This is a genomic window from Chryseobacterium sp. MYb264 (assembly GCF_035974275.1).
GTDB lineage: Bacteria > Bacteroidota > Bacteroidia > Flavobacteriales > Weeksellaceae > Chryseobacterium.
Window position 1 is genome coordinate 1582848 of the sequence record NZ_CP142422.1, and the last position, 23447, is coordinate 1606294.

The 23447-nt window shown below is 35.7% G+C and carries 26 protein-coding genes; 7 read left to right on the top strand and 19 right to left on the bottom strand.

The window, feature by feature from the left end; all coding sequences use genetic code 11:
- Window positions 1-114 precede the first annotated feature (114 nt).
- From VUJ46_RS06745 to VUJ46_RS06760, 4 genes are all read left to right on the top strand, one after another.
- Complete coding sequence (locus VUJ46_RS06745; RefSeq protein ID WP_326984231.1) at window positions 115-1599, top strand: helix-turn-helix domain-containing protein; 1485 nt, start codon at window positions 115-117, stop codon at window positions 1597-1599.
- Window positions 1600-1992: 393 nt separating this feature from the next.
- A complete protein-coding gene (locus VUJ46_RS06750; RefSeq protein WP_326984232.1) occupies window positions 1993-2562 on the top strand; it encodes a DDE-type integrase/transposase/recombinase in 570 nt (189 codons plus the stop codon).
- 156 nt (window positions 2563-2718) lie between these two features.
- Window positions 2719-2985 (top strand): transposase, encoded by a 267-nt coding sequence (locus VUJ46_RS06755; protein WP_326984233.1) that lies wholly within the window; start codon window positions 2719-2721, stop codon window positions 2983-2985.
- A 285-nt stretch (window positions 2986-3270) separates the two neighbouring features.
- Window positions 3271-3927 (top strand): integrase core domain-containing protein, encoded by a 657-nt coding sequence (locus tag VUJ46_RS06760; protein WP_326984234.1) that lies wholly within the window; start codon window positions 3271-3273, stop codon window positions 3925-3927.
- On the opposite strand, the gene VUJ46_RS06765 is transcribed toward VUJ46_RS06760, so the two are convergent.
- The 10 genes from VUJ46_RS06765 to VUJ46_RS06810 all read right to left on the bottom strand — a co-directional run bounded on the left by VUJ46_RS06765 (window position 3895) and on the right by VUJ46_RS06810 (window position 12210).
- A complete protein-coding gene (locus VUJ46_RS06765; protein ID WP_326984235.1) occupies window positions 3895-4152 on the bottom strand; it encodes a hypothetical protein in 258 nt (85 codons plus the stop codon). The two genes, VUJ46_RS06760 and VUJ46_RS06765, sit on opposite strands and share 33 nt — an antisense overlap.
- 458 nt (window positions 4153-4610) lie before the next feature.
- The gene (locus VUJ46_RS06770) at window positions 4611-5087 is read right to left on the bottom strand and encodes a hypothetical protein (RefSeq protein WP_326984236.1); all 477 of its coding nucleotides are present in this window, start codon (window positions 5085-5087) and stop codon (window positions 4611-4613) included.
- Window positions 5088-5122: 35 nt separating this feature from the next.
- Window positions 5123-6115, bottom strand: a complete 993-nt coding sequence (locus tag VUJ46_RS06775; protein WP_326984237.1) for a YhdH/YhfP family quinone oxidoreductase — start codon at window positions 6113-6115, stop codon at window positions 5123-5125.
- A gap of 20 nt (window positions 6116-6135) precedes the next feature.
- On the bottom strand, window positions 6136-6933 hold the full coding sequence (gene budA, locus VUJ46_RS06780; RefSeq protein WP_326984238.1) for an acetolactate decarboxylase: 798 nt from the start codon (window positions 6931-6933) through the stop codon (window positions 6136-6138).
- 41 nt (window positions 6934-6974) lie between these two features.
- Window positions 6975-7388: a cupin domain-containing protein gene (locus VUJ46_RS06785; RefSeq protein WP_326984239.1), complete on the bottom strand. Its 414-nt coding sequence runs from the start codon at window positions 7386-7388 to the stop codon at window positions 6975-6977.
- 1 nt (window position 7389) lies between these two features.
- A complete protein-coding gene (gene rclC, locus VUJ46_RS06790) occupies window positions 7390-7950 on the bottom strand; it encodes a reactive chlorine resistance membrane protein RclC (RefSeq protein ID WP_326984240.1) in 561 nt (186 codons plus the stop codon).
- An 11-nt stretch (window positions 7951-7961) separates the two neighbouring features.
- Window positions 7962-9092, bottom strand: coding sequence for an L-dopachrome tautomerase-related protein (locus VUJ46_RS06795; protein WP_326984241.1), 1131 nt, complete (start codon window positions 9090-9092; stop codon window positions 7962-7964).
- A 24-nt stretch (window positions 9093-9116) separates the two neighbouring features.
- On the bottom strand, window positions 9117-10052 hold the full coding sequence (locus VUJ46_RS06800; RefSeq protein ID WP_326984242.1) for an NADP-dependent oxidoreductase: 936 nt from the start codon (window positions 10050-10052) through the stop codon (window positions 9117-9119).
- Between the two features lie 82 nt (window positions 10053-10134).
- On the bottom strand, window positions 10135-11187 hold the full coding sequence (locus tag VUJ46_RS06805; RefSeq protein ID WP_326984243.1) for an L-dopachrome tautomerase-related protein: 1053 nt from the start codon (window positions 11185-11187) through the stop codon (window positions 10135-10137).
- Between the two features lie 129 nt (window positions 11188-11316).
- The gene (locus VUJ46_RS06810) at window positions 11317-12210 is read right to left on the bottom strand and encodes an MBL fold metallo-hydrolase (RefSeq protein WP_326984244.1); all 894 of its coding nucleotides are present in this window, start codon (window positions 12208-12210) and stop codon (window positions 11317-11319) included.
- A 103-nt stretch (window positions 12211-12313) separates the two neighbouring features.
- Between VUJ46_RS06810 and VUJ46_RS06815 the strand changes: the two genes are divergently transcribed.
- Window positions 12314-12670, top strand: coding sequence for a winged helix-turn-helix transcriptional regulator (locus tag VUJ46_RS06815; protein ID WP_259113313.1), 357 nt, complete (start codon window positions 12314-12316; stop codon window positions 12668-12670).
- A gap of 39 nt (window positions 12671-12709) precedes the next feature.
- On the opposite strand, the gene VUJ46_RS06820 is transcribed toward VUJ46_RS06815, so the two are convergent.
- The 7 genes from VUJ46_RS06820 to VUJ46_RS06850 all read right to left on the bottom strand — a co-directional run bounded on the left by VUJ46_RS06820 (window position 12710) and on the right by VUJ46_RS06850 (window position 19167).
- The gene (locus tag VUJ46_RS06820) at window positions 12710-13600 is read right to left on the bottom strand and encodes a helix-turn-helix domain-containing protein (RefSeq protein ID WP_326984245.1); all 891 of its coding nucleotides are present in this window, start codon (window positions 13598-13600) and stop codon (window positions 12710-12712) included.
- Between the two features lie 51 nt (window positions 13601-13651).
- Window positions 13652-14485 carry an alpha/beta fold hydrolase gene (locus VUJ46_RS06825; RefSeq protein ID WP_326984246.1) on the bottom strand — a complete coding sequence of 278 codons (834 nt, stop codon included), beginning with the start codon at window positions 14483-14485 and terminating at the stop codon, window positions 13652-13654.
- 136 nt (window positions 14486-14621) lie between these two features.
- Window positions 14622-15446, bottom strand: coding sequence for an SDR family NAD(P)-dependent oxidoreductase (locus VUJ46_RS06830; protein WP_326984247.1), 825 nt, complete (start codon window positions 15444-15446; stop codon window positions 14622-14624).
- Window positions 15447-15688: 242 nt separating this feature from the next.
- Complete coding sequence (locus tag VUJ46_RS06835; protein ID WP_120214446.1) at window positions 15689-16492, bottom strand: helix-turn-helix domain-containing protein; 804 nt, start codon at window positions 16490-16492, stop codon at window positions 15689-15691.
- Window positions 16493-16669: 177 nt separating this feature from the next.
- A complete protein-coding gene (locus VUJ46_RS06840) occupies window positions 16670-17647 on the bottom strand; it encodes an SDR family oxidoreductase (RefSeq protein ID WP_326984248.1) in 978 nt (325 codons plus the stop codon).
- 215 nt (window positions 17648-17862) lie between these two features.
- A complete protein-coding gene (locus tag VUJ46_RS06845; RefSeq protein ID WP_326984249.1) occupies window positions 17863-18402 on the bottom strand; it encodes a carboxymuconolactone decarboxylase family protein in 540 nt (179 codons plus the stop codon).
- Between the two features lie 30 nt (window positions 18403-18432).
- The gene (locus tag VUJ46_RS06850; RefSeq protein WP_326984250.1) at window positions 18433-19167 is read right to left on the bottom strand and encodes a hypothetical protein; all 735 of its coding nucleotides are present in this window, start codon (window positions 19165-19167) and stop codon (window positions 18433-18435) included.
- Between the two features lie 212 nt (window positions 19168-19379).
- Here VUJ46_RS06850 and VUJ46_RS06855 point away from each other — a divergent pair, with 212 nt between their 5' ends.
- Both VUJ46_RS06855 and VUJ46_RS06860 read left to right on the top strand, forming a co-directional pair.
- Window positions 19380-20183: an SDR family oxidoreductase gene (locus VUJ46_RS06855; protein ID WP_326984251.1), complete on the top strand. Its 804-nt coding sequence runs from the start codon at window positions 19380-19382 to the stop codon at window positions 20181-20183.
- A gap of 37 nt (window positions 20184-20220) precedes the next feature.
- Complete coding sequence (locus tag VUJ46_RS06860; protein ID WP_326984252.1) at window positions 20221-21138, top strand: helix-turn-helix domain-containing protein; 918 nt, start codon at window positions 20221-20223, stop codon at window positions 21136-21138.
- Window positions 21139-21148: 10 nt separating this feature from the next.
- On the opposite strand, the gene VUJ46_RS06865 is transcribed toward VUJ46_RS06860, so the two are convergent.
- Window positions 21149-22057, bottom strand: a complete 909-nt coding sequence (locus VUJ46_RS06865) for a helix-turn-helix domain-containing protein (protein ID WP_326984253.1) — start codon at window positions 22055-22057, stop codon at window positions 21149-21151.
- 94 nt (window positions 22058-22151) lie between these two features.
- Complete coding sequence (locus tag VUJ46_RS06870; RefSeq protein ID WP_326984254.1) at window positions 22152-23372, bottom strand: MFS transporter; 1221 nt, start codon at window positions 23370-23372, stop codon at window positions 22152-22154.
- Between the last annotated feature and the right edge of the window lie 75 nt (window positions 23373-23447).

Sequence of the window (23447 nt, forward strand, 5' to 3'; positions counted from 1 at the left end):
TCTGATTCGACATTACAAACCTAAATAAAAATTTTCACATGCAGCGAACGTTCGCTAAATTTATTTTAAAATTTATTATGCGAAAAATCGCTTCCAAATATTTATCTTTGACTTATGAATTCTGAAAGTGACTATATCAAGACGGTTTTCGGGCTAAAACTGAAACAGCAAAGACAAAAGAAAAACTGGTCTTTGCAGGATCTCGCTACAAAGACCGGATTGTCTAAATCTTACCTCAATGAAATTGAAAATGGCAAAAAATATCCGAAGCACGATAAAATTATTCAGCTTTCAGAATCACTGAACTGCACTTTTGATGATTTAGTATCGACAAAACTGGATAAAAGTTTAGCTCCATTTAATGAAATTTTACAATCGGATTTTTTCAAAGAAATCCCTTTGGAACTTTTCGGAATCAATAAAAATAATTTGATAAGTATTATCAGCGATGCACCAAGAAAAGTAACTGCGTTCATTAATGCTTTGATCGAAATTTCTCAGAATTATAATTTAGGAAAAGAACGATTTTACTTCGCTGTTCTTCGTTCGTTTCAGGAATTGTATGACAATTATTTCCCTGAAATTGAAGATAAAGCATTACAGTTTGCGCAAGAAAATAAAGTAGAGATTGGTAAAAATCTACAGTCGGATATTTTAGAAAATATCTTATCTGAAAAATTTAATTATAAAATTCAGTCAGAAAATTTTGAAGAATATGGAACTTTAGACAATCTCCGTTCGCTTTTTATTCCTGAAAAAAAACTATTGCTTTTAAATAAAAAATTGGAACGGGATCAAAAAACATTTATTCTATCAAAAGAAATCGGCTTCAATGTTTTGGAATTAAAAAATCGTCCAAATACATACTCCTGGCTGGATTTTGGAAGTTTTGAGGAAATTTTAAATAATTTTTATGCTTCTTATTTTGCCGGAGCATTATTGATTTCAAAACAAAAAATCATTAGAAAAACTTCAGAATTTTTCTTTCAGAATGAATGGAACCCCCAAAATTTTGAAAGTCTGATTGAGAAATTCACCAATTCACCGGAAACTTTTTATTACCGATTAACGAATGTACTTTCTTCAGAATTGGGAATTAAAGATTTGTTTTATTTATGCCTTGTTAAAAAGAAAAATTCAGATAAAATTCAGATTTTAAAAGAGTTACATTTAAACCATCAACAAGCTCCACACGCAAATGCAACCAACGAACAATACTGCAGAAGATGGATTGCTGTAAAAAATCTACACGATTTAACTGAAAATGAAACTTTGACGGACGCCCAGATTTCTCATTACAAAGATCAGGGATTCAGCTATTTGGTGATTTCTACTTCACAAAAAAACCCGTTTTCGGATGGAAGTAATCGAAGTTATTGTTTAGGAATTCTGTTGAATGCTCAAACTATTAAGAAAATCAATTTCATTAAATCATCAACTTTAAAAACGATAAACGTTGGTGTAACTTGTGAATCGTGCAGTATTGCAGATTGTGAGGTAAGACAGACGCCGGCCGTTCGATTGGAAAAGGAACACTTTAATCTGAATATGAAAAGTGCGATTGAAAAAATTAAAAAGGGATGTGAAGCGGAGAGGTAAAAGTTTATAATATTGTGAATATTTTTTTCTAATCTAAATCTAAAATTAAAATTAAATGAATTTCTTATTGCGGCGAGGTAACATACGTTATTGTTTCTACTTATATTTTAGTTTATATATAATGAAAAGCAAAATACTTAAGAAAGAAATAATAGAAGTAATGTTCATATAAAAAAATCCGCCAATATTTTTTTTGCAGGACGGATTTTTCTATATGAATTATGTGTTGTCAGAACTCCAATACAAATTCCTCTTTCGGGATTCTTACTTTTTTCATCAGCCCAATCCAGTGTTTATCGGATTTTAAAGAAAAGAGGGCTGATAACCGCGCCATCGCATATCCTGATTTCTGCCTCCAATGAATTTAAGGATAAAACCAATTTTGTACACGAAATGTGGCAGACGGATTTTACCTACTTCAAAATTCTGGGCTGGGGCTGGTACTATCTTAGCACGGTAATTGATGATTTTAGTCGCTATACCGTCCACTGGGAACTTTGCCGAAATATGAAAGTGAACGATGTCCAAAGAACGATGGATACGGCAATAAAGAAGGCGAACCTGAGAAAGGGACAAACCCCGAAACTATTGTCGGACAACGGTTCCTGCTATGTTGCCGATGAACTGAAGAATTATCTTGAAGACAGGCACGCTATGAAGCAGATCCACGGAAAACCCGCACATCCCCAGACTCAAGGCAAGATTGAACGCTACCACCGGACGATGAAAAATGTGGTGAAACTGCACCATTACTACAGCCCGGAGGAACTGGAAAAGGCTTTGGAGGAGTTTGTGAACCGCTATAACAACGAGCGCTACCACGAATCCCTGCAGAATCTCACCCCGGCAGATGTCTACTTTGGAAGGGCAGATGAAGTCCTCAAAATAAGACAGCAGATAAAATCTGAAACTTTGAAAAGAAGAAAAAGAGAATATTACAAAACTAAACTAGTCCAAATATGATTTTTTTTCTTTAAAAGCAAAAAAAATGTTTTTATCGACTATATTTGAATACCGAAAACACTATCTAAGGAAAAGTCCACTTTCTTTTGAAGACGTACTGTAATCCTCCCCCAAAACCGCATCATTTAAAAATATAGTTTTTAAATTTGGAAGACTATGAAAAACAGTAAATTTTCAGAAGTTCAGATTATCAAGATTTTATCTGAGCAAAATCAAGGAAAGACAGTGAATGAGATCTGTCGGGAACACGTTATCAGCCAGCCCACATTTTATAAATGGAAGAGCAAATATGGCGGTTTGGATGTTCAGCAACTCTCCAAAATGAAAGAACTTGAAAAGGAACTTTCGCAATACAAAAAAATCGTAGTGGAACTTACGTTGGAAAATGTGGTGATGAAAGATGTAATTGCAAAAAAGCTGTAACACCTTCCGAGAAGCGAGAACTGGTTGTTTATTCCGTATCACAGCACGGAGTAAGCACTCGGAATGCGTGTAAACTTTTCATCATAAGCAGTTCGGTATTTTATTACAAAAAGAAGAAAAACAATGAAGGTGATAGAATCCGTGAGGAGCTGGTGTTGCTCGCAGAACAGCATCAGACTTGGGGATTTTGGACGATGCATCACCGTTTGAGAAACTTAGGCTTTGGGTGGAAATCGAAGATTCGACGTAGTCAATCACAAGCGGGTTTACAGGATTTACTAATCGATGAAACTGAATCTGAGAAGCAAGCGGAAGAAACGGCTTCCGGCAAGGGTAAAAGAACCTTTGCTTCGACCTATTTATCCCAATGTAACGTGGAGTATGGACTTTATGCACGACACTTTGGAGAATGGTAAAAGCGTGAGAAGCCTTAATATTATTGATGATTTTAACAGAGAGATTTTGAATATTACGATCGATACCAGTTTACCATCAGCAAAAGTAGTTTCCGAGCTGGAGCAACTGATCGACTGGCGTGGGAAACCGGAAAAAATAAGAGTTGACAATGGTCCAGAGTTTATTGCAGGAAAATTAAAAGGCTGGTGCAACGAAAATGAGATTATTCTTCATTATATTCAGCCTGGAAAACCTACGCAAAACTCTTTGGTGGAGAGATTCAACAGGACTTTTCGGACAGAATTTCTGGATGTTTATCTTTTTGAGAACATCAGGCAGACGAGAAATTACTCAGAAATATGGATGTGGATGTATAATAATGAGCGCCCTCACAAATCATTGCAATATCTCACACCAAGAGATTTTTTGTTGAAATATGGAAAACTCAAACAAACACAGGCATTAGAGTTTCCCACATTCCAACAAAATTTTAACAACCACAACAGTAAATTATTAACCAAAAACTCTACTTTTGAATATGCCTAAGATGGGTGAGATTACAGCTTTGCCGTAATAAGAACCTATTGTTGACTGATATTCATATTCATCCCAACTAAAATCTTTATAGCCGCTCGATATGCCTCCATAAACAACAGTTTCAGGTGAGCCAAATTTATTATCCATAACCACCCAGGCCAGTTCTTTATCTCGTCTTCTAAAATCTGTCCAGTTCAGTCCAAAACCAGTTCCCGGTTGAATTATAGCAAGCACCTTCGCTGATTTTTGATTAGACCAATACAATGCTTGATAAGTCGCAACTCCTTCTCCTCCAATAAAAATTAGACTAAATTTTTCTGGACCATGGCTGGCATCAAATTCTGCAAGCCTCTCATATACTGTCCAATGTGCGAATGGTTTTGCAAATTTCTCGTGAAATCTGCTATATCTATCTAAATTAAAATTTGGAGGTAAAGGTCTAGATGTAATTTCCTAGCGAAAGCAAAACAGAAAGCGTCGTTTTAAATGTAAAAACTGTGGCATTTATCTTACTTCGGATAATAAATATAGGAACGCTCCAAAGTTCAGTTACAGTCAAAATAAAGTATCAATATTTCTATATATCGGATATAAGGCAGTGTAATCTTCCCTTATCAATATAAAGTTATCGTTTTTTGAGATTAATTTATATAAGATTTGCAACAATCATTTTTTATTGATGTTTGGATAAATTATTTTTTTATTATTTGATTGATCATCTTAGCCCAAGGCATTCGACCTAACCTAATATAATCTATTGCATGAATTAAATAAGCTAAAAATAATCCATACGTGAGATCTTCTGCCATATGAACACCATAAAAATTTTCTCGATCTGGTAAAGAAAATAATGTTTCAATTCCATCATTTTTATCTTTATCAAAATAATATCCAGTAGCTAAATAGTTTGATTTACCGAAAATAATTAATTCAGGATTATATATTGATTTATCTAAATCTTTTGAAAACAATAATGTGTTAATTTCAGCAGCATTGGTAAGTCTATTACTTGTCTTTTCGTAAGCAACATATCTACTAATTATTGATGTGAAAATTGGATTTCTGTATTTGGGTAAAACATCGCATTGTATATCATTTTCAAACTCTGGCAAATGTGGATCTAGTTGAAAAATTCCAACATTTTCCCTCTTACTACCAAAATAATCCAAATTAATCTTTTTTGATTTGCCTAAGAATTCAATTACTAAATTTTCAACACCGCCCTTCCCTGCATTTTCCCGTTATAAATTCTATCAATATATTCAGGCAGCACTTCAAGACTTATTTCCTTGGCTAGATCATTAAGTTGCTGAGGTTTCCAATCTGTTCCCAAATTTTCCCAAACAGGAAGTCTTTTCTCCAAAGGAATTTCCACGCTGTCGATTCCGATTAATTGAATGCCTTTAAGAATAAAAGGGAAAACGGTTGTGTTAAGTTCTTCTCCGCCTACCATCCCGCAGGTTGTAACGACTCCTTCATAATGGAGACTCTTGATTAATGTCGCCAGAATATTTCCTCCCACAGTATCGATAGCCGCCGAAAAATGGGGTTTAAGTAAAGCCTTTCCGCTTTTATCTTCAAAATCCTGTCTTGAAATAACTTCAGTTGCGCCCAATGATTTCAAAAAAGGAACTGCTTCTTCTTTAGAGCTGATTGCCGCCACATGAAATCCCAATTTCGCTAAAATGGCAACCGCAAAAGAACCGACTCCGCCTGTAGATCCGCTTACTGCGACAATTCCTTTTTCAGGTGTGATTCCGTTGCGAAGCAATGCCTGCACCGAAAGGCCTGCCGTAAAACCAGCTGTTCCGTAGATCATTGCTTCTTTAACAGAAAGACCTTGTGGTAATTTAATAATCCAACTTTCAGGAACAACAATGTACTGTCTGAATCCTCCGTTGGTATTCATCCCTAAATCAAAGCCTGTTACCAAAACCTGATCTCCACTTTTCCAGAGTGAAGAAGAGGAAACTTCAACTGTTCCTGCGGCATCAACTCCAGGTGTATGGGGATATTTTCTCGTTACCCCTTTATTTCCTTTCGCAGATAATGCATCTTTGTAATTAAGCGAACTGTATTCTACTTTTATCAATACTTTTCCTTCAGGAATATCTTCAATTTGCTTTTCTACAATTTTTGAGCTGTACGTGCCATCTTCCTGCTCTGCTGTTTCTAAAGCCTGATATGTTTTTATCATAATAATTTTTTTGTATTAATTTAATAAACAGAAGAAGCTTCTTTCCCTTCAAACTTCAACTGACGGAAGCGATTGTTTTCACGAAGCAATTCGATATCATAGCCACTTTTTTCATTAAGATAAATTTTAATTTCTGCGTTTACAAGATTTCCGGACATCAGATGCCCAGCAAATTTTCTATCATCTGAAATAAAGTGAAAATGGAACGGAGAAAGATCAACATTACTTAATAAAGATGGGGTAAAATAACCCACCATTGTTCCTTTTATATTTTTTGCCTTGTACTGAGGTCTCACTTTCATTAATATCGCAAGCTCAGTCGTATCATCCGGAGAAACAGGATTTGCGCCTCCTACAGTAATTTCTGCCCAAGTTCCCTCAATTTTAATGGCATAAGGCAGATTTTGAGTAGTTAATAATTCCTGAACTTTACTTTGTAATTCTTCGAAACTTCCCGTGAAAGTTAAGTTTTTCACGACATCAGCTTTAAAATAAGTAAGCGAAGTAAATGGGGATTTCAGACTTTCTGACGCAACTTCTACTTTGCCATTGGGTGGAATTCTATAAATAATTCCATCCAGAGCAATAAGTTCTCCGTTGAGATGATTAAATGTTCCCAGTCCGAAATCTCCATGCGTTTTTAATTCCTTCACTGTGTGTGTTCCCTCATAAATTCCTCTGCGCATTGCATCAATCATAGAATAATGCCAAATTCTTTCTTCCTGAGATTTTTTTTGATTTTTAATAGGTTGTTGCGCAATTCCCGATATCCAGGTGAACAAAACCAAAAGAGACAAACTAAAAATTGTTTTTTTCATAATAATTGGGAATGATGTTATTTAGAATATTTGATAAAAACTTATTTCTTTTGATAATAATTATCCTTTCCCTCAATCCAGTCTTTTCTTGCCGGACTAAAAAAATCGATGTCAATCGTATCATCCTCCAAAGCTGTAAAACTGTGAGGAACATTCGGTGGAATAATCATTCCCTGCCCTGCTTTTACAATATATTCCTTGTCCAAAATATTCACTTTCACGCTTCCTTTGGTAATCAGAGAATACTGTTCGTTGGAGTACTGATGCGTCGGAACCACCGCTCCTTTTTTGTAGGTGAAATATCCGATAGTTCCCTGTTCGCCGGAAATCATTCCTCGTGTGAGAAGTTCGTTCACGGGTTTTGTCGGTAACTCTCTTAAGGTAAATGTCTGAACGTTCTGTGCAGAAACTGTTGCTGTAAAAAACAGGCTTGTGATGAATAATATAGTTTTCATTTTATAGATTGTTATTTAAAATTTTCTTCGCCGAATCTGATGCAATCACCAATCCGCCCGCAAGCATAATGATATCTTTGATGACCAGTCTTCCTGCGCCCGACAGATAAGGGAATCCGTGCTCAGAACTTCCCAAATCCGGTACATAGACTTCCGGTGTTGTAATGAGAAACGAAAGTGTGACCAGAGACATTCCAAAAGTGAGTAAACCACCTGCCAAACCTATTTTTGGAGACCAGATTCCCAGCAAAGTCAGTAAACCGATGGCAACAATTGCAGTTCCCAATCCGTACGCAAAAGTGTAAGTTCCGTTTTCTGCATTCCATTTGATGTTGCCCGGAATTACTTCGCCTTCTTTATTTTTGTGCGCTTTGTATTCGTCCGGATGATTATAGAAAAAACTCATCACCGGACTGTTTGCCACAAAGGGAACGATGCCATCTGCTTCGTATTGAAAAGCTTTCAAACCACCAATCCAAGCCACTACCACAAAAATTGAAATTCTTAAAAAGTTGATAAAGTGCCTTTGACTGTCAGCGATTATTCGAATTAAATTATTCATTTCATTTGATTTTAAATTTTAATTCTAAACACTTTAAAAGGTTTTTTAAACTGCGCTGCCCCATCGTGAAACCAAGGCATCAGCTGAATTTGAGAATTGGAAATGTATAAATATCCATCATCAGAAATACTGTAACTGTCAGGCCAAATCAGTTTTTCATCGTCTTTTACAATCGTTTGCATTTTCAAATCAGGCGTAATTTTTACAATTGAATTTTTCTCTAAATCTCCCAAGTATAGGTTTCCTTTTTTATCGAAAATCATCCCGTCTGTCGTTATGAATTTTCCTAAATCTTCTACACTTTTGTTTAAAACAGCATCAGTTGTTTTAAAATCTCTCAACAAATCAGTTTTAATTCTGTACAAACGGTTATCTGTAAGCGGTTTGTAGTATAGATATTGATTATCGGGAGTCAGCGCAATACCATCAGAATTTACTTTCAGCAAAGAACCGTCACCTTTTTTAAGCTCTGTTCCCAAAGGAGAAAAATGATAATTCGGATCAGATTTAACGGAAGCGGAATTGGCTAAAATCAATTTTGAATCGCCTGTATTAATATTTAAAACCACGATTCCTCCTGTATTTGAATTGCTTAAATAGGCAAAACCATTTTCATTATCCACCCGGATATCATTGATGTAAACATCTTCGTTTACCACATTTTCGGGAAATCTGTATATTTTCTCAATTTTATTAGTGGCTAAATTGATTTTAACAACTTTACTGCTGTGCTGGTACACTTTTCCAAGCCCAATTCCTGCTGCATCTACTACCCAAAGAAATCCTTTGTCATCGGTAACTACAGACTGTACGGTGACAAATTTGTTTTGTCCGTCTTCGCCTTTTTTGAAGTTGTTCCATTCTGCATCGGGATAAGGAATGGGTTTTCCATCTTTCACCTCAACCACAGAATAAGAATGCTTGTCCAGCCAATACGGATAATTCACAAAAACCCTGTTATCTTTTGCCACGGCAACACCCGTTAACTGATATGTGCTGTCCGAGAAAACCTCTTCCAACTGTGCATTTTTTTGTATTGAAATTTCATTCTCAAACTTTGTATTAGCCTGATTCGGAGATTTATTGCAGGCGGCTAGTGAAACTAATGCCATTGCCAATACTGCTATATTTTTAAAGTTCATTTTGATACTTTTAAATGATTGATTTTACAAAGTAACCACGATTTTACCAACTGTTCTGCCCGTTTCTTGTTCCAGATGTGCTTCTCTCATTTGTTCGAAAGGAAATATTTTGGAAACGTGAGGTTTAACGGCCCTTCTTTCCAATAAAGAAGCAATCTGTTTCATATCTTCACCGCTGGATTGTACGAGAATGAAATAGCCTTTTACGCCTTTGGATTGTGCTTTTGAAGTCACTTCTTCATTCAAACCTGTTGGGATACTGATGATAGAACCGCCTTCTTTGGTTACTTCAAGAGAATGGTCGATATTGTCTCCGCCAATCGTATCCAAAACAAAATCGAAAGTTCTTCCTGCCGACTTCCAGTCGAAACCGTGATAATCAATATGTGAATCTGCACCTAAACTCAATACAAAATCTTTATTTTTTGCGGAAGAAGTTCCCGCCACTTTTGCTCCCAAATGTTTGGCAATCTGCACTGCGATATGTCCCACTCCACCCGAAGCTGCGTGAACCAAAACGTTCTGCCCTTCCTGAATTTTAGCATTGTGTACCAAAGCCTGATACGCCGTAAGCGCTACCAAAGTGGAAGCTGCAGCGTCTTCGAAAGAGATATTTTGAGGTTTTAAAGCCAGTTGATTAGTCGGAGCTGCAACATATTCTGCATATGCTTTTCCGTGTCCTGGAAAGTTAACCATTCCGAAAACCTCATCGCCCACTTTAAAATCTGAACTTCTAGTTTCTTCCACAATTCCCGAAATATCCCAACCCAAAATCAATGGATTTTCTGTTTTTATTCTCCCATAAACTCCTTTTCCTGCACGGCTTTTTACATCTACCGGATTGATGCTGATGGCTTTTACTTTTACTAAAACTTCGCCCTCGTTAATGGTTGGTTTTGCTAATTCTACGTATTCTAAATTGTCTACGTTTCCGGCTTCTTTTAATACAATTGCTTTCATAATGTTGCTATTTTTTAATGTTATTTATTTGAATTATTTTATTTAAATCTTGAAATGAGTTTAATTTAGTTGTGGTTTTACATTAATTTTTAAGCTTATAAATCACCACAGGAAATTTCACTTTACTCTTTCCTTTTTGAAATGCCGCCAAACGGTTCAGTTGACCTGTCGGAATCCAGAGATATCCATCATCATCAATCCATAAAGCGTCTGCCCAAAGCAATCTTTTGTCTTTAATGACCAGACTTTCTTTTCCTTCTGGCGAGATTTTGATGATTTCACTTTTGTTAACATCGCTTACATAAATATTCCCATCTGTATCGATAGCCGTTCCTCCTGTTGATGGGGTTTTATAGAATAATTCCACTTTGGAAGCCAAATCTTTTTCGGATATATTTTCATCATTCAGATAGTGTGTTTCCACTCTCCAAAGCGGTCCGCTTGCAGGCTGGAAATACAGCCATTTTCCATCGGGAGAAATTTCCAATTGGTCTGCGTGGATTCTCACTTCATTTCCTTTCTCATCTTTCATTATTTTTCCTTCGGCTTTTATCGGTAAATTATCAGTTGTTGAAGAATGATTTTCCAAAACTCTCCTGCCTTTTCCTGTTGTTTTATCTAATATAATTAAAGCCGGTTCACCCGCATCTGTCAAATAAATCGTGTTTCCTGAAATTCTTAAATCATCGATAAAAGTCGAAGGTTTTGCAATTCCTGAAAGTGGAATTATCTGTTGAACCGTATTGGTTTTAATATCAATTGAAACTAGTTTTAATGCATTTCCCGATAATGGATTTTTTCCCATTGAAGGTGTTCCTGTGTCCACAATCCAAAGCAAACCGTCTGGTCCTAATCTCAGTGAATTGGTTCTTACGAATTTTTCATTCATATCTGCTCCAGATTCCCAATTGTTCCAGTCTTCATTTGGATAGGGAATGATTTTTCCGTTTTTCAGAACTTCTCCGATTCTCATTCCTTTATCGCCTTCAATTCTTGGAAAATTAACGAAGATTCTTCCGTCTGAACTTGTTGTAACACCATTCCAGACGATATCTGATGTTGCTGCTTTTTCTAATTGTGCATTCGCTACTCCGAAGAAAAGAAATAAGGTAAGAAGATTGAATTTAGTTTTCATTTTATTTTGATTTTCCATGATTTTAATAAGTCAAAGGTAGAAGTACTATGTCTGAATAAATAGTACATTTCGGGGGAAGAATAGCACAGATTTACAGAAATGAAAAATCCTCCAACTGGAGGATTCGGTTTAAAGTGTATAAAAAGCTTTCGGAATAAAACGATAGCTGTTTTCGTTTTTTTCAATAAAACCTAAACCGGGAAAAGGCAAATGGTCTCCAAAAAGAAGCTGTTTCGTAGATGCTAATTTTTCTAAAACTTCTTTGCGGGTTTTTACAGCCTGTTCAAAATCCGAATCGATTTGATTTCCCCATTCCGGATGTTCCACCAAAATAATATGCTGAAAAGTATCTGCGATATGAACCAATTCTTCTCCTGCAGATGAAATGGTAATTACCGTATGTCCTGGCGTGTGTCCCGGAGCGTTTTCAAGTTTTAAAAATCCAAATAATTCGGCCTCATCTTTATAAAACTCAATATCAGAATCAATTAGTGAAAGATGATGTTTGGCAAACTGAATTTCAAAATCGGCAACAGCATCTTGTGTTCCTTTTGAAAAATCAGGAATTTCAGCAGTCCAGAAATCGTATTCTGTTTTTGAAAGATAAATTTTTGCGTTGGGAAAAGCCAAAGAATCATCCGCATTTACAATTCCGCCAATGTGGTCGGGATGTGCGTGCGTGAGAACAATATCTGTGATATTTTCAGGTTGAATTCCGGCTGAAATCAGATTTTCTACTAATTTCCCGCTGTTTGGACCGAGTTTTTGTCCGCATCCGGCATCAATTAAAATAGTTTTATCTGCTGTTTTTATTGCAAGAACATTACCTGCTAAAGTCAGTTTGTCAGGAGAAAGAAAATGTTGGCTGAGAAAATTTTCAATGTCTGATGGATTGATATTCGGAGCAAACATTGGCTGAATATTTTCTATCACAGATTCTCCGTCTGTAAAAACAAAAACCTGTAATGTCCCAATTGGAAATGTAAAATATCCTGAATTTTTAATGTTGTTGATTGTATTCATTTTTTTATAAATTTGTTGGTACAAAATTAGAGTAAGCAACTATCCAAAATATATTACTATCTTTTTTGATAGCGCTATTATTTAGGATATTGAATAAAATAATATGGCTAAAGTTTCTGGAAATATTGAGAAAAAAGACTGTCAGGAAATTATGCTTCCGATACTGGATGCGCTGGAAATCCTAAAAGGAAAATGGAAACTTCCGATTATCGTTTCTCTGTCTTTTGGTAGTAAAAGATTTAAAGAAATTTCAAGAGAAATCTCTGGAATTACCGACCGTGTTTTGTCTAAGGAATTAAAAGAACTGGAAATTAATTTTCTGATTACCAGAACCGTTCACGACACCTTTCCGCCAACAGTAGAATACGAAATTACGGAACACGGTTTGTCTCTGGAAAAAGTCATTATGGCGATGAAAGACTGGGGACTGGAACATAGAAAAAAAGTCACAGGAAAGTAGGTTACTTGTCTGTGACTTCTATTATTGATTAATTTTACATTAATTCATCTGTGACTTCCTGAACTCTAAAGGCTTCATTCCTGTCTGCTTTTTGAATAATCTTGTGAAGTAAGAGGCATTTTCAAAGCCTAATTCATAAGCGATTTCAGCCACACCTTTTTCACCTAACCTCAACAGATTTTTAGCTTCGGAAATCATAAATATATGAATTAGCTCCATTGCGGTTTTTCCTGTTTCCTGCTTTAATAAATCACTCAGATATCTTGGCGAAACAAAAAGCTGGTCGGCTAAAAAAGCAACATTCGGAAGTCCGTTTTTCTCAAGCAAACCTTCGCCGATGTATTTTCTAAGTGCGTCATTGAATTTTGAAGCTGTCTTTCCGGTCACCTGAGCTCTGTCAATAAACTGTCTTTTGTAATAACGCTGTGCATATTTTAAAATCGATGAAATATGACTTAAAATAATCTCACGACTGTATTCATCGGGATTATTAAAATATTCTCCCTGAATTTTCGAGTGAAGTTCCAGAATAATCTGCTCTTCTTTTGGAGAAAGGTGCAAAGCTTCCGTCACTTCATAATCAAAGAAACTGTATTTTTCAATTTCCTTGAAAAGCTCGTGCCCATTCAGATAATCTTCGTGAATCATCAGCATATAGCCTTTTTCTTCAAACTCAAGGTTTTTCATCTCGATAATCTGTCTTGGTTTCGCAAAAAACAGACAGCCGTTGTCATGGTCATACGGTGTGCGACCGTACATAAAAATTCCTGATTTTATTTTCTTGAAAGCTATCACATAACAATCTGTGGTAAACTCTCTGTTCCCCAATCGACACTCCGACTGACAGCCAATCATACTGAAAAGCGGATGTTCCGGAGCGCCCCAATGATTACCCAAATGTAATTCGGTAAGGGTTTTGTAATGTTGCATCGGTTTAATTTTATCTAAGTTAAAATAATTTACCGGAAACAGGATTTACTATTATCCTAAAAAAAGGTTGATGTATCCTGCCGTAAGCTCCGGATGCTGATGTTGAGGACCGTGCCCCGCATCATTCAAAATAATATGCTGCATTGTAGGTGCATTTTTCAATAACGGAAACCAGTTTTCTGTCGCAAAGCTGATATCGTGGTCTCCGGAAATAACCAAAACTGGAGATTTTAGTGTTTTGTAACCATCTCTGAAGTTCAGTTTGTCTTCTCTCATTGTTCCTGAACCCGCAATATATCTCTGGAAAACCTCCATTGTGGAAGGAATTAATGAACGCTCTAATCTCTGCCCGATTCTTTCGTGAAATTCTCGAGCTGCCTGTCTGCTTTTTTCGGAAGACGGCTCAAAGAACAGATAATACTCATCTTCCAAATCATTAATTGGTTTTAAAGCGTGGTCAAAAAACACCTGTTCTATTGGAATTTCATTTTCTCCCGGAGGATTTGTTCCGATTAAAATAGTATTCAAAACTCTGTCCTGATTCTGAAAAGTAACAGCCTGCGCCACCAATCCACCATACGACCAACCCAAAACATTAAACTTATCGATTCCCAAATGGTCTGCCAAAGCCGGAACCGTACTCGCCACTTCTACAATATTTAAAGGCAACTCTCCTTCTGAGCTTCCGATTCCCGGATAATCAAAAAGAATAACGGTATTTTTTTCTGCCAAAGAATCTAAAAACAAGGGGTCCCAAGTATCCATAATTCCTCTGAATCTGTTGACAAAGAACAATGGAGCTCCGTTTCCAAACTGTCTGTAAGCAATTTTATTGTTGTTGATTTCTGCAAATTGCGTTTCTGCGTTTAAAGCTGTTGTTTTCATAAGTATTAAGATTTTGTTTGTTATTTAATGATTCAAAATTGAGAATTTTGGATTAGAATTAATTTCACAAATCAGCGGAACTTTAGCACAGAAAAACAATGCTATTTTTTTCTGCTGATTTGGATTTTAAATTTGATTAATGACCGTGAGCGGCAATACTCACCTCTTTCCAGTTTTGGATTTCGTCTAATCTTTTCGTGTAAACCTCATTCACAACATGATAAGCAATTTTACCAAACAATACTCTTTGCGGAGGATTTTGATTGTCGATAAGATTCAAAACAGGTTCCACTGTCGCTTCCGGTTTTCCCCAGGTATCAGGATTTTCCCCTGTTTCTGCAAATGCCTCACGTACCAGATTGTAATCTATAATCTCCGAAGAAGTCTGTACTGCCGAAGCTCCTGCCCAGTCTGTGGCAAATCCGTTTGGTTCAATCAACGTCGCTTTAATTCCCAAATGTGCGGTTTCAGAACCGATGGTTTCAATTAATCCTTCCACTGCGAATTTTGAAGCGTTGTACAATCCTAAAAGCGGTAAAGTCGTTAATCCCAAAAAGCTGGAAATCTGAATAATATGTCCGCTTTTTTGTTTTCTCATCACCGGTAAAACCGCCTGTGCCACCCAAAGCGACCCGAAGAAGTTAGTTTCCATTTGTTCTCTCGCCTGCTGTTCCGTCGTTTCTTCTGTCGTTCCGAATAAACCAAAACCTGCATTATTAATCAAAACATCAATTCTTCCGAAATGTTTTTCTACTTGTGCCGTTACTTCAAAAACTTCTGTACGGTTGTTGACATCCAGTTTCAAAGGAAGAATTTGGTCTCCATATTTATCTTTCAAATCTTCTAATGCAGCAATGTTTCTTGCCGTTGCCGCTACTTTGTCTCCTCTTTCCAAAAGTGCTTCAGCCCATAATTTCCCGAATCCTTTAGATGCTCCTGTGATAAAAACTATTTTACTCATTGTTTTAATTTTTTAGTGTTATTTAATGAAGCAAAGTTATCATCAAACCCAACAGAACTGTTAGCTCATTTTAGCTGAAAAATAGCACAGAAATACGTTAAAAATATTTTCTGATTAATTATAAAATAGCAGTTTGGCTTTAAAATTAGACTGTTCATCTTTAATTAATCATCAAAAAAGCTTTCAGAAAAATATTCTGAAAGCTTTTTATAAAATATTGAGATAAGAACTATTGATTTTAATTAATGTACAATCGTTTTCTTATCTACAATATTCTTCGGGCTGTCTCCAAATTGTTTTTTAAAAGCAAACGAAAAATGCGAAAGGTCTTCAAAACCAAGTTCAAAATAGATCTCATTGGGTTTTTTATGCTCGTGCTCCAAAAGATAGCGGGCTTCTTGAAGTCTGCGATGAGTGAGCCATTTCCCAGGCGAAGTAGCAAAAATAGTCTTGAATTCTCTTTTAAAGGTAGATAAGCTTCGTCCTGAAAGATATGCAAAGCGCTCAAGACTAATATTGAATTTATAATTACTATTCATAAACAATTCCAAATCAGCTTTATGCGGACTATTAAAATTGAAGAAAATATCTTTTAAGCTTGAATGATTTTTCAGCAAAATCATCAACAATTCTTCACGTTTAACGTCTACAAAAGTCGCTTCAATTTGTTCTTTTCCATTATAATATGGTTCTAATGAATCGATGTAACTTTTAATAAACTTATCTTCTTTTACAAACAAAAAAGAATCATCATTGTCGGTAGCTTCGACCTGATAAGGATGTCGTTCCAAAAATTTCTTTAAAAAAGCCTCATCAAAAGCAATAATTACCTTTTCAAACTGCCCGTCTTCTTTATGTTTTGTATATCGTACGAGATGATTTTTTCTGGCAATACAATAATCGCCTTGTTTCATCGAGTAATATTTATAACCGTCGTAGGCGACCATAGAACCTCTCAGTAAAAACAAAAAGAAATGCTCCGGAATAAATTGTTCTGGAGAAATTTCCGGACCCAAATGACAAGATTGTATATTATTAAATTTCATCTTATTTATTTTATTGAAACGACTTAGCGCTGATTTTGTTCCTTTCCTTTACATTGATTTTATCTAAAAAAAAATTAAATCAGTCAAAAGTGATTCACCTACTTTTTAGAAAAGACAAAGCAATACTTAAATAAACCCCAAAACAGCTTTAGGGAACGAGTCTCATCCTAAACAAAATTAAAAATTTTCATTCAAACTATCTGCGCTTGCCAAAAGTGCCTCTTCACGGCTTCTTGGATTCCAATTGAGAATAGTTCTCGCTTTATTATTGGATATCTCCTTGTAAAATTCTCTGCCAATGGGTTCAAGGTTTTTGATTGTTGATGTATACTGAGGTCTCTCTTTTTTGAATAACTCGGCAACATCATAAAAGCTCATCACACCTTCCGAAGTGGCAATAAAACGTTCTCCATTAGCCTTAGGATGAAGCATTGCTTTTATATGAATATCAGCAACATCTCTCACATCTACAACACCCATTGTAAAAGTTGGCGTGTACTCTAAATTTCCTTTAAGAATTCCAGAAACTGCAACATCTAATGAAGCAGAAGTAATGCCTCCAATGACAGGACCAAAAATTCCAACAGGATTGATAACCGATAGCTCCAAACCATTTCCTTGTTTTTCGATAAATTCCCAAGCCGATTGTTCAGCAATCGTTTTGGACTTGATGTAAGCAGGAAGTTCTACATTCGAATTTGTCCAGTCTTCTTCTGTAAAAATATGGTTTTCATTATTGATACTGTAACCAACAGCTGCAAAAGATGATGTGAGTACCACTCTTTTCACTCCTGCATCACGAGACGCTTTCAGTAGACGAAGTGCGCCGTCTCTTGCCGGTATAATAAGTTCGTTTTCATCTTTCGGATCTTTAGCAGGAAAGGGCGATGCTACGTGAAGTACATAATCACAGTTTTTAACCGCTTCATCCCAATTTTTATCTTCGGTAAGATTTGCTTCGTAGAAAGAAAGATTAGAAAAATCTTCGATTCCGCCTTGTTGTAATGCTTTAATAATTACATCCTTTTTAGACAATGATCGAAGCGTAGTTTTCACATTAAAATCTTGATGTAATAACTGTAAAATGATATGAATTCCTAAAAATCCGGTTCCTCCTGTTACCAAAACAGTTTTGTTTGCCTGTATATTTTCCATTATTAAAATTTATTAAGCAAAGTTGAGAATTAATCGCAGTAATTATTTTGTTTAAAAGGTCAACTTTTATTTGTTCAAAAGGCCAGTCTTCTAACTTTAGGATTTTGTAATACTATCAAAATGAACTTTAGCAAGAACACTGTTGCTTAAAAAAGCCTCCCGAAAATATATCCGGAAGGCCTCCCTTAAACTAAATACTTATATTAAAACACTTCTTAAATAGCCTGTGCCAAAGGAAAATCAATAGGAATCTGCGTATTGGCAAATACATAATTGGTAAAGCTTCTCAACGCCACCAAAGCAGTCAGCTCAACCAAAGCTTTTTCGTCGTATCCTTCGTTGAAGAAATTTTCTAAAGCTCCGTTTCCAGCATTTCCTTTATGGCTAGCAATTGATTTTGCCAACTTAATCACAGCGTCTAATTTTGTCTCTGAAAAACTTCCTTTTCTGATTTCCAGTGTATTTTCTTCTGTAAAGCCTCTCATTTTCGCCAAAGTTGTGTGTGCTGCCAAACAATAATCACATTCGTTGACTTGTGAAACGATAAGATTGATGGCTTCTCTTTCTTTTGCCGTAAACGATGAATCGTGCGCCAAAGAAGCTTCCGTTTCCAACATCGATTTTAAGGCGGATGACGAATAACCGATGGTTGCATACAAATTGGGAATTTTCCCCATTTTTTTCTCTACAGATTCTAAAATAGTCTGTGTACCAAAACTTAGCTGTTCTTTTTCGGGTACTGAAATTGTTTTCATTTTATGATTTTTAATGTTATTTTTTATAATTTATTTTTCAAATTTTACATCTAGAATATCGATGGAAACCAATACAAAATCTTTATTGTAAGAGCTGTCTTCATCATTCAGAACATAAATATTTCTTTTAGTTCCTGTTTTTATGCCTTCAAATTCTTTGTAGTCTTCAATAATCTGTGTTGCAGAAGAACCACCCAAAACTTCAGGCCAATAGTCGTGACGTTTTAAAAGTCCGTCTTCATTAAAATAAAATATCTGTCTTTTGCTGTGAGTAGCGAAACCGTCGGGATAAATCACTTCCAGTCTGTCCAATATTTCACCGTGTTCATTCCAAGATTCAAGATGATTGATTTCCACTCCCGGAATCAGAAAGTTAAATGGAGCCGTTGCATAATTCCAGGTTGCATAGCTGGAGAAATAAATAAGCTGAGCTCTTGTCCAAGGCGTTTCCACCGTATGACCTTTGAATGATTCTCTCGGATTTTCCAAAGATTCTATAAGTTGTCCGTTTTCGTCAAATAACTGAACTTTTCCGGGTTCAAAAGATGAAGTATAATTTTCTTTAAAAATATTTTCCCATATACTTTTCTGCTCTTTTAAAGAACCGATAAACTGTACATCGCTCAATGCGTTTTCGTGTCCTTTCATTCCCCAGACCGCACCACCGATTTGGGTGTGGATTTTTATCGTCTGAAATTCAGCAGCGTTATTGATTCCGTGAGCGGCTAAAACTTTATTGACCAATGTTTGAGTTGAAGTTTCCATTTTTTTAATTTTTAAGTGTTATTAAATTGTTTCGTTTTGTTGATACAAAGTTAGCTCGGCTTCAAGGCTAAAGTGTAGTTCATTTCAGCGGAAAATTAGCACAGAATTACCCAACCGAAATCGTAGAAATGTATAAGACATTCCGTAAAATCGACAAGCGATTCGTGTTTGCTTATCGGAACTTTGTCTAAGAAATTTTAAACAAATTCATTATGAAAAATACAGTATTCATCACTGGTGCGTCATCGGGATTGGGAAAAGCAAGCGCAAAATTATTTCAACAAAACGGATGGAATGTCATCGCCGCAATGCGTTCGCCGGAAAACGAAAAAGAACTGAATCTTCTTGAAAATGTTCTGTTGGTAAAACTGGATGTAACCAATCCACAACAAATTCAGGAAGCGATAACAAAAGGAGTAGAAACCTTCGGTTCGATTGATGTCTTGTTAAACAGCGCAGGCTACGGATTGATGGGCGTTTTCGAATCTTCAAATCCTGAACAGATTCAGAAACAGTTTGAAGTCAATGTTTTTGGTTTAATGAATGTTACCAAAGCCCTTTTACCAATAATGAGAGCTCAGAAAAAAGGAACAATTATTAATATTTCTTCGTTCGGAGGGGTTACAGCGGGACCGTTTGCCAGTTTATACAACAGCTCTAAATTTGCAGTGGAAGGATTTTCCGAAGCTTTATATTTTGAGGTTTCTTCGTTTGGAATTGATGTAAAAATCGTAGAACCAGGAAGTATCGCCACCAATTTCAGAAGCGGAATCGAAATGATTCAGAATACAATTGAAGAATACAATACGGAATTGGCAGCATTTATCCCTAAATTCACCAAACGTACAGAACACCTTCAAAAAGCGAGCGCAGAAGAAGTTGCAGAAACTATTTTTGGGGCAGCTACAGATAAACTTTCCAAATTAAGATATGTAATTGGTGAAGACGCACAGTTTTATATTGATTTGAAAAACAAAAATTCTGAGGAAGATTTTCTGAGACTGATGCAGAATTAATCATTAGAAAATTTTAATTTTAATTAAAATCAGAAAAATGTCAGAAGAGTTTATTTCCATAAAATCCGTTGCAGACTTGCATAATTTTTACAATTATGCAAGTCCAAAACATCCTTTGATTACGGTAATTGACTTGACAAACATAAGCCGTTCCGACGAGAATTTCGCAGACTATATCTACAGCCTTGATTTGTACACGATTGTTTATAAAAAATTTAAAGGAAGTCTAAAATACGGACGTTCAAACTATGATTTTCAGGAAGGAACCTTAATGTTTACAGCTCCGAATCAGGTGATGAGCCCGAGTGCAGATACAGAGATTGAAGAAGGATGGTTTCTGGCATTTCATCCTGATTTTATTTACGGTTCAGATTTAGGTAAAAAAATTCATAAATACAGCTTTTTCCAGTATGAAAGCAATGAAGCACTTCACATTTCGGATGATGAAAAAATTTTGCTTGATGAAGTGACTGGAAGAATTAAAAAAGAATATTCCCAGAATATTGACCGTCATACTCAGGGTTTAATTTTAAATCAGATTGAAATGCTTTTGAATTACTCTGACCGATTTTATGACCGACAATTTTTTACCCGAAATAAAACCGGAAATGATGTAACCCAACGATTTGAAAGTCTTCTTAATGATTATTTTAACGAAGAACAATTGATTGAAAAAGGTATTCCCGAAGTAAAATATTTTGCTGAAAGACTGAACCTCTCTTCCAACTATTTATCAGATTTGCTCAGTAAATTCACAGGCAAAACGACGATAGAACATATTCATCTGAAATTGGTAGACAAAGCAAAGAATATCCTGTTAGGAACCACAAAATCAATAAGCGAAGTTGCTTATGAACTCGGATTTGAGCATCCTTCTCACTTTACTAAAATTTTTAAAATTAAAGCAGGAATTTCTCCACTACATTTCAGAAGACAGTTTCCTGAGCAGAATTAAACATTAAAAATTATTTAACCGCTTCTTTTTTATACTGAACAGGCGTTACCCCAACCACTTTTTTGAATAATCGGGTAAAATAAGACGGGCTTTCAAAACCTAAGTCATAGGCAATTCCTGCAACATTACTTTCTGAACTCAGCAAAAGGTTCTTTGCTTCTTTAATCAGATAAATATGAACATGTTCCAACGCTGTTTTTCCGGTTTCCTGCTTCAGAATATCGCTGAGATAACGGGGAGAAACCGCAAGCTCTCCAGCCATAAAATTAACACTTGGCAAGCCATCTTCAATGTGTTTATTTGCTTTGAAATAATCATCCAGAACGGTCAGGAATTTTTTAACCATACTTCCCGAAATATTTGGGCTTCGGTCTATGAACTGCCTTTTGTAAAAACGGTCAGAATATTTTAAAATAGAATCGATATGCGACAGAATAATTTCCCTGCTGAATTCGTCAGAATTTTCCTCATACTCTCTTCTTATTTTCTCGTAAAGTTCCCACATAATCACTTCCTCCGAAGGCGAAATATGAAGGGCTTCATTAATTTCATATTCAAAGTAACCGTACTTTTTAATCTGCTCATTCAGCGGATGTCCTGACAAATAATCTTCGTGGAAAAACATCACGAAACCTTTTTCTGCAAACTGTACATTGCGAACTTCTATGATTTGTCTGGGCTTCATAAAAACTGCCGAACCGTTGTTATGGTCATATTTGGTTTTCCCATACAAAACATAACCAGACTTGATTTTCTTTAAACCAATCATATAGAAATCTCCTGTAAAACGGTCTTCCCCGACAGAAGAGGTCATCAGTTCCTTACAGGTCATCAAACTCAAAAGAGGATTTTTCGGAGGTTCGAATCCGCTTTTTTCGTGTAGCTCTACGATACTTTTATAATGATTGATTTTTTCCATATTTAATTGGGTTAAAAGTTTTAAGTATAATCAAATTTAATAAATTAAAAAACAGAAATGACAAGCACTTCTGTTTTGTATAGTAACTGACTTATTATTTTGTAGCTTGGAAATTACTCTTGGCGCGTTCCAGACCAACAGCTTTTCCAAACAATAAAATTGAGATAAATAATATTGCTACGATTATAAAATTAACCAACGCAAATGTCTGTATATCTTTTATTTCAAATAGATTGATTAATCCATAACCTGCAACTGAACTTACAACATAAACACCACCACCCGTTAAACCGCTTGCAATCCCTGCATTAGTCGTGAATCTCTGTAAACTGTATGCGTAAACATTATTGAAAATAAACCCAGATAAAAGATGTAGCGATAAAGTGAATCCCAGTAAAAATTGCACTCCGTCATACTTTAAAGTGACAATAAACATTGAAACAACTATGATTAACTGTAAGATAACCGCAGCATTTATCTTCATAAAAAGTCCTTTTTTAATCATTAATTTAGAAATTATTCCGCCACTCATCAGCGCAATTCCGGAAGCCAGTGAGCTGTATCCTGTAACAACAGGAGAAAATCCGTACACCTTTTCGATAATAAGCGGACTTATCATTCCATAAACGACTAGAAGTGAATAACTTAAACCTATTATAATTAAACCTAAATAAAAATCAGGTGTTCCCAGCATTTTTCTGTAAACTGCTGCAATTTCTTTTCTTTTAAATACCTGAAAATTCTGTAAAGATTCTCCTGTAAACCGAAGTTCGAAAAATAAAATGATAACAGTAAGAATTCCTAAAAGATAAAAATTGGACTGCCATCCGAAAAGCACCTGCAGATAGCCTCCGATAAATGGTGCCACAATCGGTGCCGTTGCCCAGACAATCGAAAAAAGGCTGGTGTAATGTTTTAGTTTTTCACCTTTGTAAAGGTCAACAAAAAAAGATCTTTTCCCGACAATAATCAGTGAAACGGTGATTCCCTGAATGATTCTCATCAAATAAATCACGTAGATTTCCGGAACCAGAGCAATGATAAAACTAGCCAGTGAAAATGTAACCAATGCAAAAATATTGATTCTGTATCTGCCAAAACTATCGAGAATGCTTCCGATAAAAAGCTGGCTAAATCCAGAACTTACCATAAATAAAAGCAACGAAATCTGCACTTTTTCAATCGGAACACTCAAATCTTCTGCCATCGCCGGAAGTGACGGGATATAAATATCCGTCGTCAAACCACCCAGCGGAATGAGCATAAATGCCAGTAATGTACTGATGTATAAATATTTTGTTTTTTGAAATTTCATTCTGATAATTGATTTTAAAATAAGAATCATTAAAACTTTAAAGCAAAAAGTAAATCCAAATCTAGATTGGATTTA

Coding starts and splice junctions, on each gene's coding strand:
- VUJ46_RS06745 (WP_326984231.1), top strand. CDS start 115: ATGAATTCTGAAAGTGACTATATCAAGACGGTTTTCGGGCTAAAACTG.
- VUJ46_RS06750 (WP_326984232.1), top strand. CDS start 1,993: ATGTGGCAGACGGATTTTACCTACTTCAAAATTCTGGGCTGGGGCTGG.
- VUJ46_RS06755 (WP_326984233.1), top strand. CDS start 2,719: ATGAAAAACAGTAAATTTTCAGAAGTTCAGATTATCAAGATTTTATCT.
- VUJ46_RS06760 (WP_326984234.1), top strand. CDS start 3,271: ATGAAACTGAATCTGAGAAGCAAGCGGAAGAAACGGCTTCCGGCAAGG.
- VUJ46_RS06775 (WP_326984237.1), bottom strand. CDS start 6,115: ATGATAAAAACATATCAGGCTTTAGAAACAGCAGAGCAGGAAGATGGC.
- budA (WP_326984238.1), bottom strand. CDS start 6,933: ATGAAAAAAACAATTTTTAGTTTGTCTCTTTTGGTTTTGTTCACCTGG.
- VUJ46_RS06785 (WP_326984239.1), bottom strand. CDS start 7,388: ATGAAAACTATATTATTCATCACAAGCCTGTTTTTTACAGCAACAGTT.
- rclC (WP_326984240.1), bottom strand. CDS start 7,950: ATGAATAATTTAATTCGAATAATCGCTGACAGTCAAAGGCACTTTATC.
- VUJ46_RS06795 (WP_326984241.1), bottom strand. CDS start 9,092: ATGAACTTTAAAAATATAGCAGTATTGGCAATGGCATTAGTTTCACTA.
- VUJ46_RS06800 (WP_326984242.1), bottom strand. CDS start 10,052: ATGAAAGCAATTGTATTAAAAGAAGCCGGAAACGTAGACAATTTAGAA.
- VUJ46_RS06805 (WP_326984243.1), bottom strand. CDS start 11,187: ATGAAAACTAAATTCAATCTTCTTACCTTATTTCTTTTCTTCGGAGTA.
- VUJ46_RS06810 (WP_326984244.1), bottom strand. CDS start 12,210: ATGAATACAATCAACAACATTAAAAATTCAGGATATTTTACATTTCCA.
- VUJ46_RS06815 (WP_259113313.1), top strand. CDS start 12,314: ATGGCTAAAGTTTCTGGAAATATTGAGAAAAAAGACTGTCAGGAAATT.
- VUJ46_RS06820 (WP_326984245.1), bottom strand. CDS start 13,600: ATGCAACATTACAAAACCCTTACCGAATTACATTTGGGTAATCATTGG.
- VUJ46_RS06825 (WP_326984246.1), bottom strand. CDS start 14,485: ATGAAAACAACAGCTTTAAACGCAGAAACGCAATTTGCAGAAATCAAC.
- VUJ46_RS06830 (WP_326984247.1), bottom strand. CDS start 15,446: ATGAGTAAAATAGTTTTTATCACAGGAGCATCTAAAGGATTCGGGAAA.
- VUJ46_RS06835 (WP_120214446.1), bottom strand. CDS start 16,492: ATGAAATTTAATAATATACAATCTTGTCATTTGGGTCCGGAAATTTCT.
- VUJ46_RS06840 (WP_326984248.1), bottom strand. CDS start 17,647: ATGGAAAATATACAGGCAAACAAAACTGTTTTGGTAACAGGAGGAACC.
- VUJ46_RS06845 (WP_326984249.1), bottom strand. CDS start 18,402: ATGAAAACAATTTCAGTACCCGAAAAAGAACAGCTAAGTTTTGGTACA.
- VUJ46_RS06850 (WP_326984250.1), bottom strand. CDS start 19,167: ATGGAAACTTCAACTCAAACATTGGTCAATAAAGTTTTAGCCGCTCAC.
- VUJ46_RS06855 (WP_326984251.1), top strand. CDS start 19,380: ATGAAAAATACAGTATTCATCACTGGTGCGTCATCGGGATTGGGAAAA.
- VUJ46_RS06860 (WP_326984252.1), top strand. CDS start 20,221: ATGTCAGAAGAGTTTATTTCCATAAAATCCGTTGCAGACTTGCATAAT.
- VUJ46_RS06865 (WP_326984253.1), bottom strand. CDS start 22,057: ATGGAAAAAATCAATCATTATAAAAGTATCGTAGAGCTACACGAAAAA.
- VUJ46_RS06870 (WP_326984254.1), bottom strand. CDS start 23,372: ATGAAATTTCAAAAAACAAAATATTTATACATCAGTACATTACTGGCA.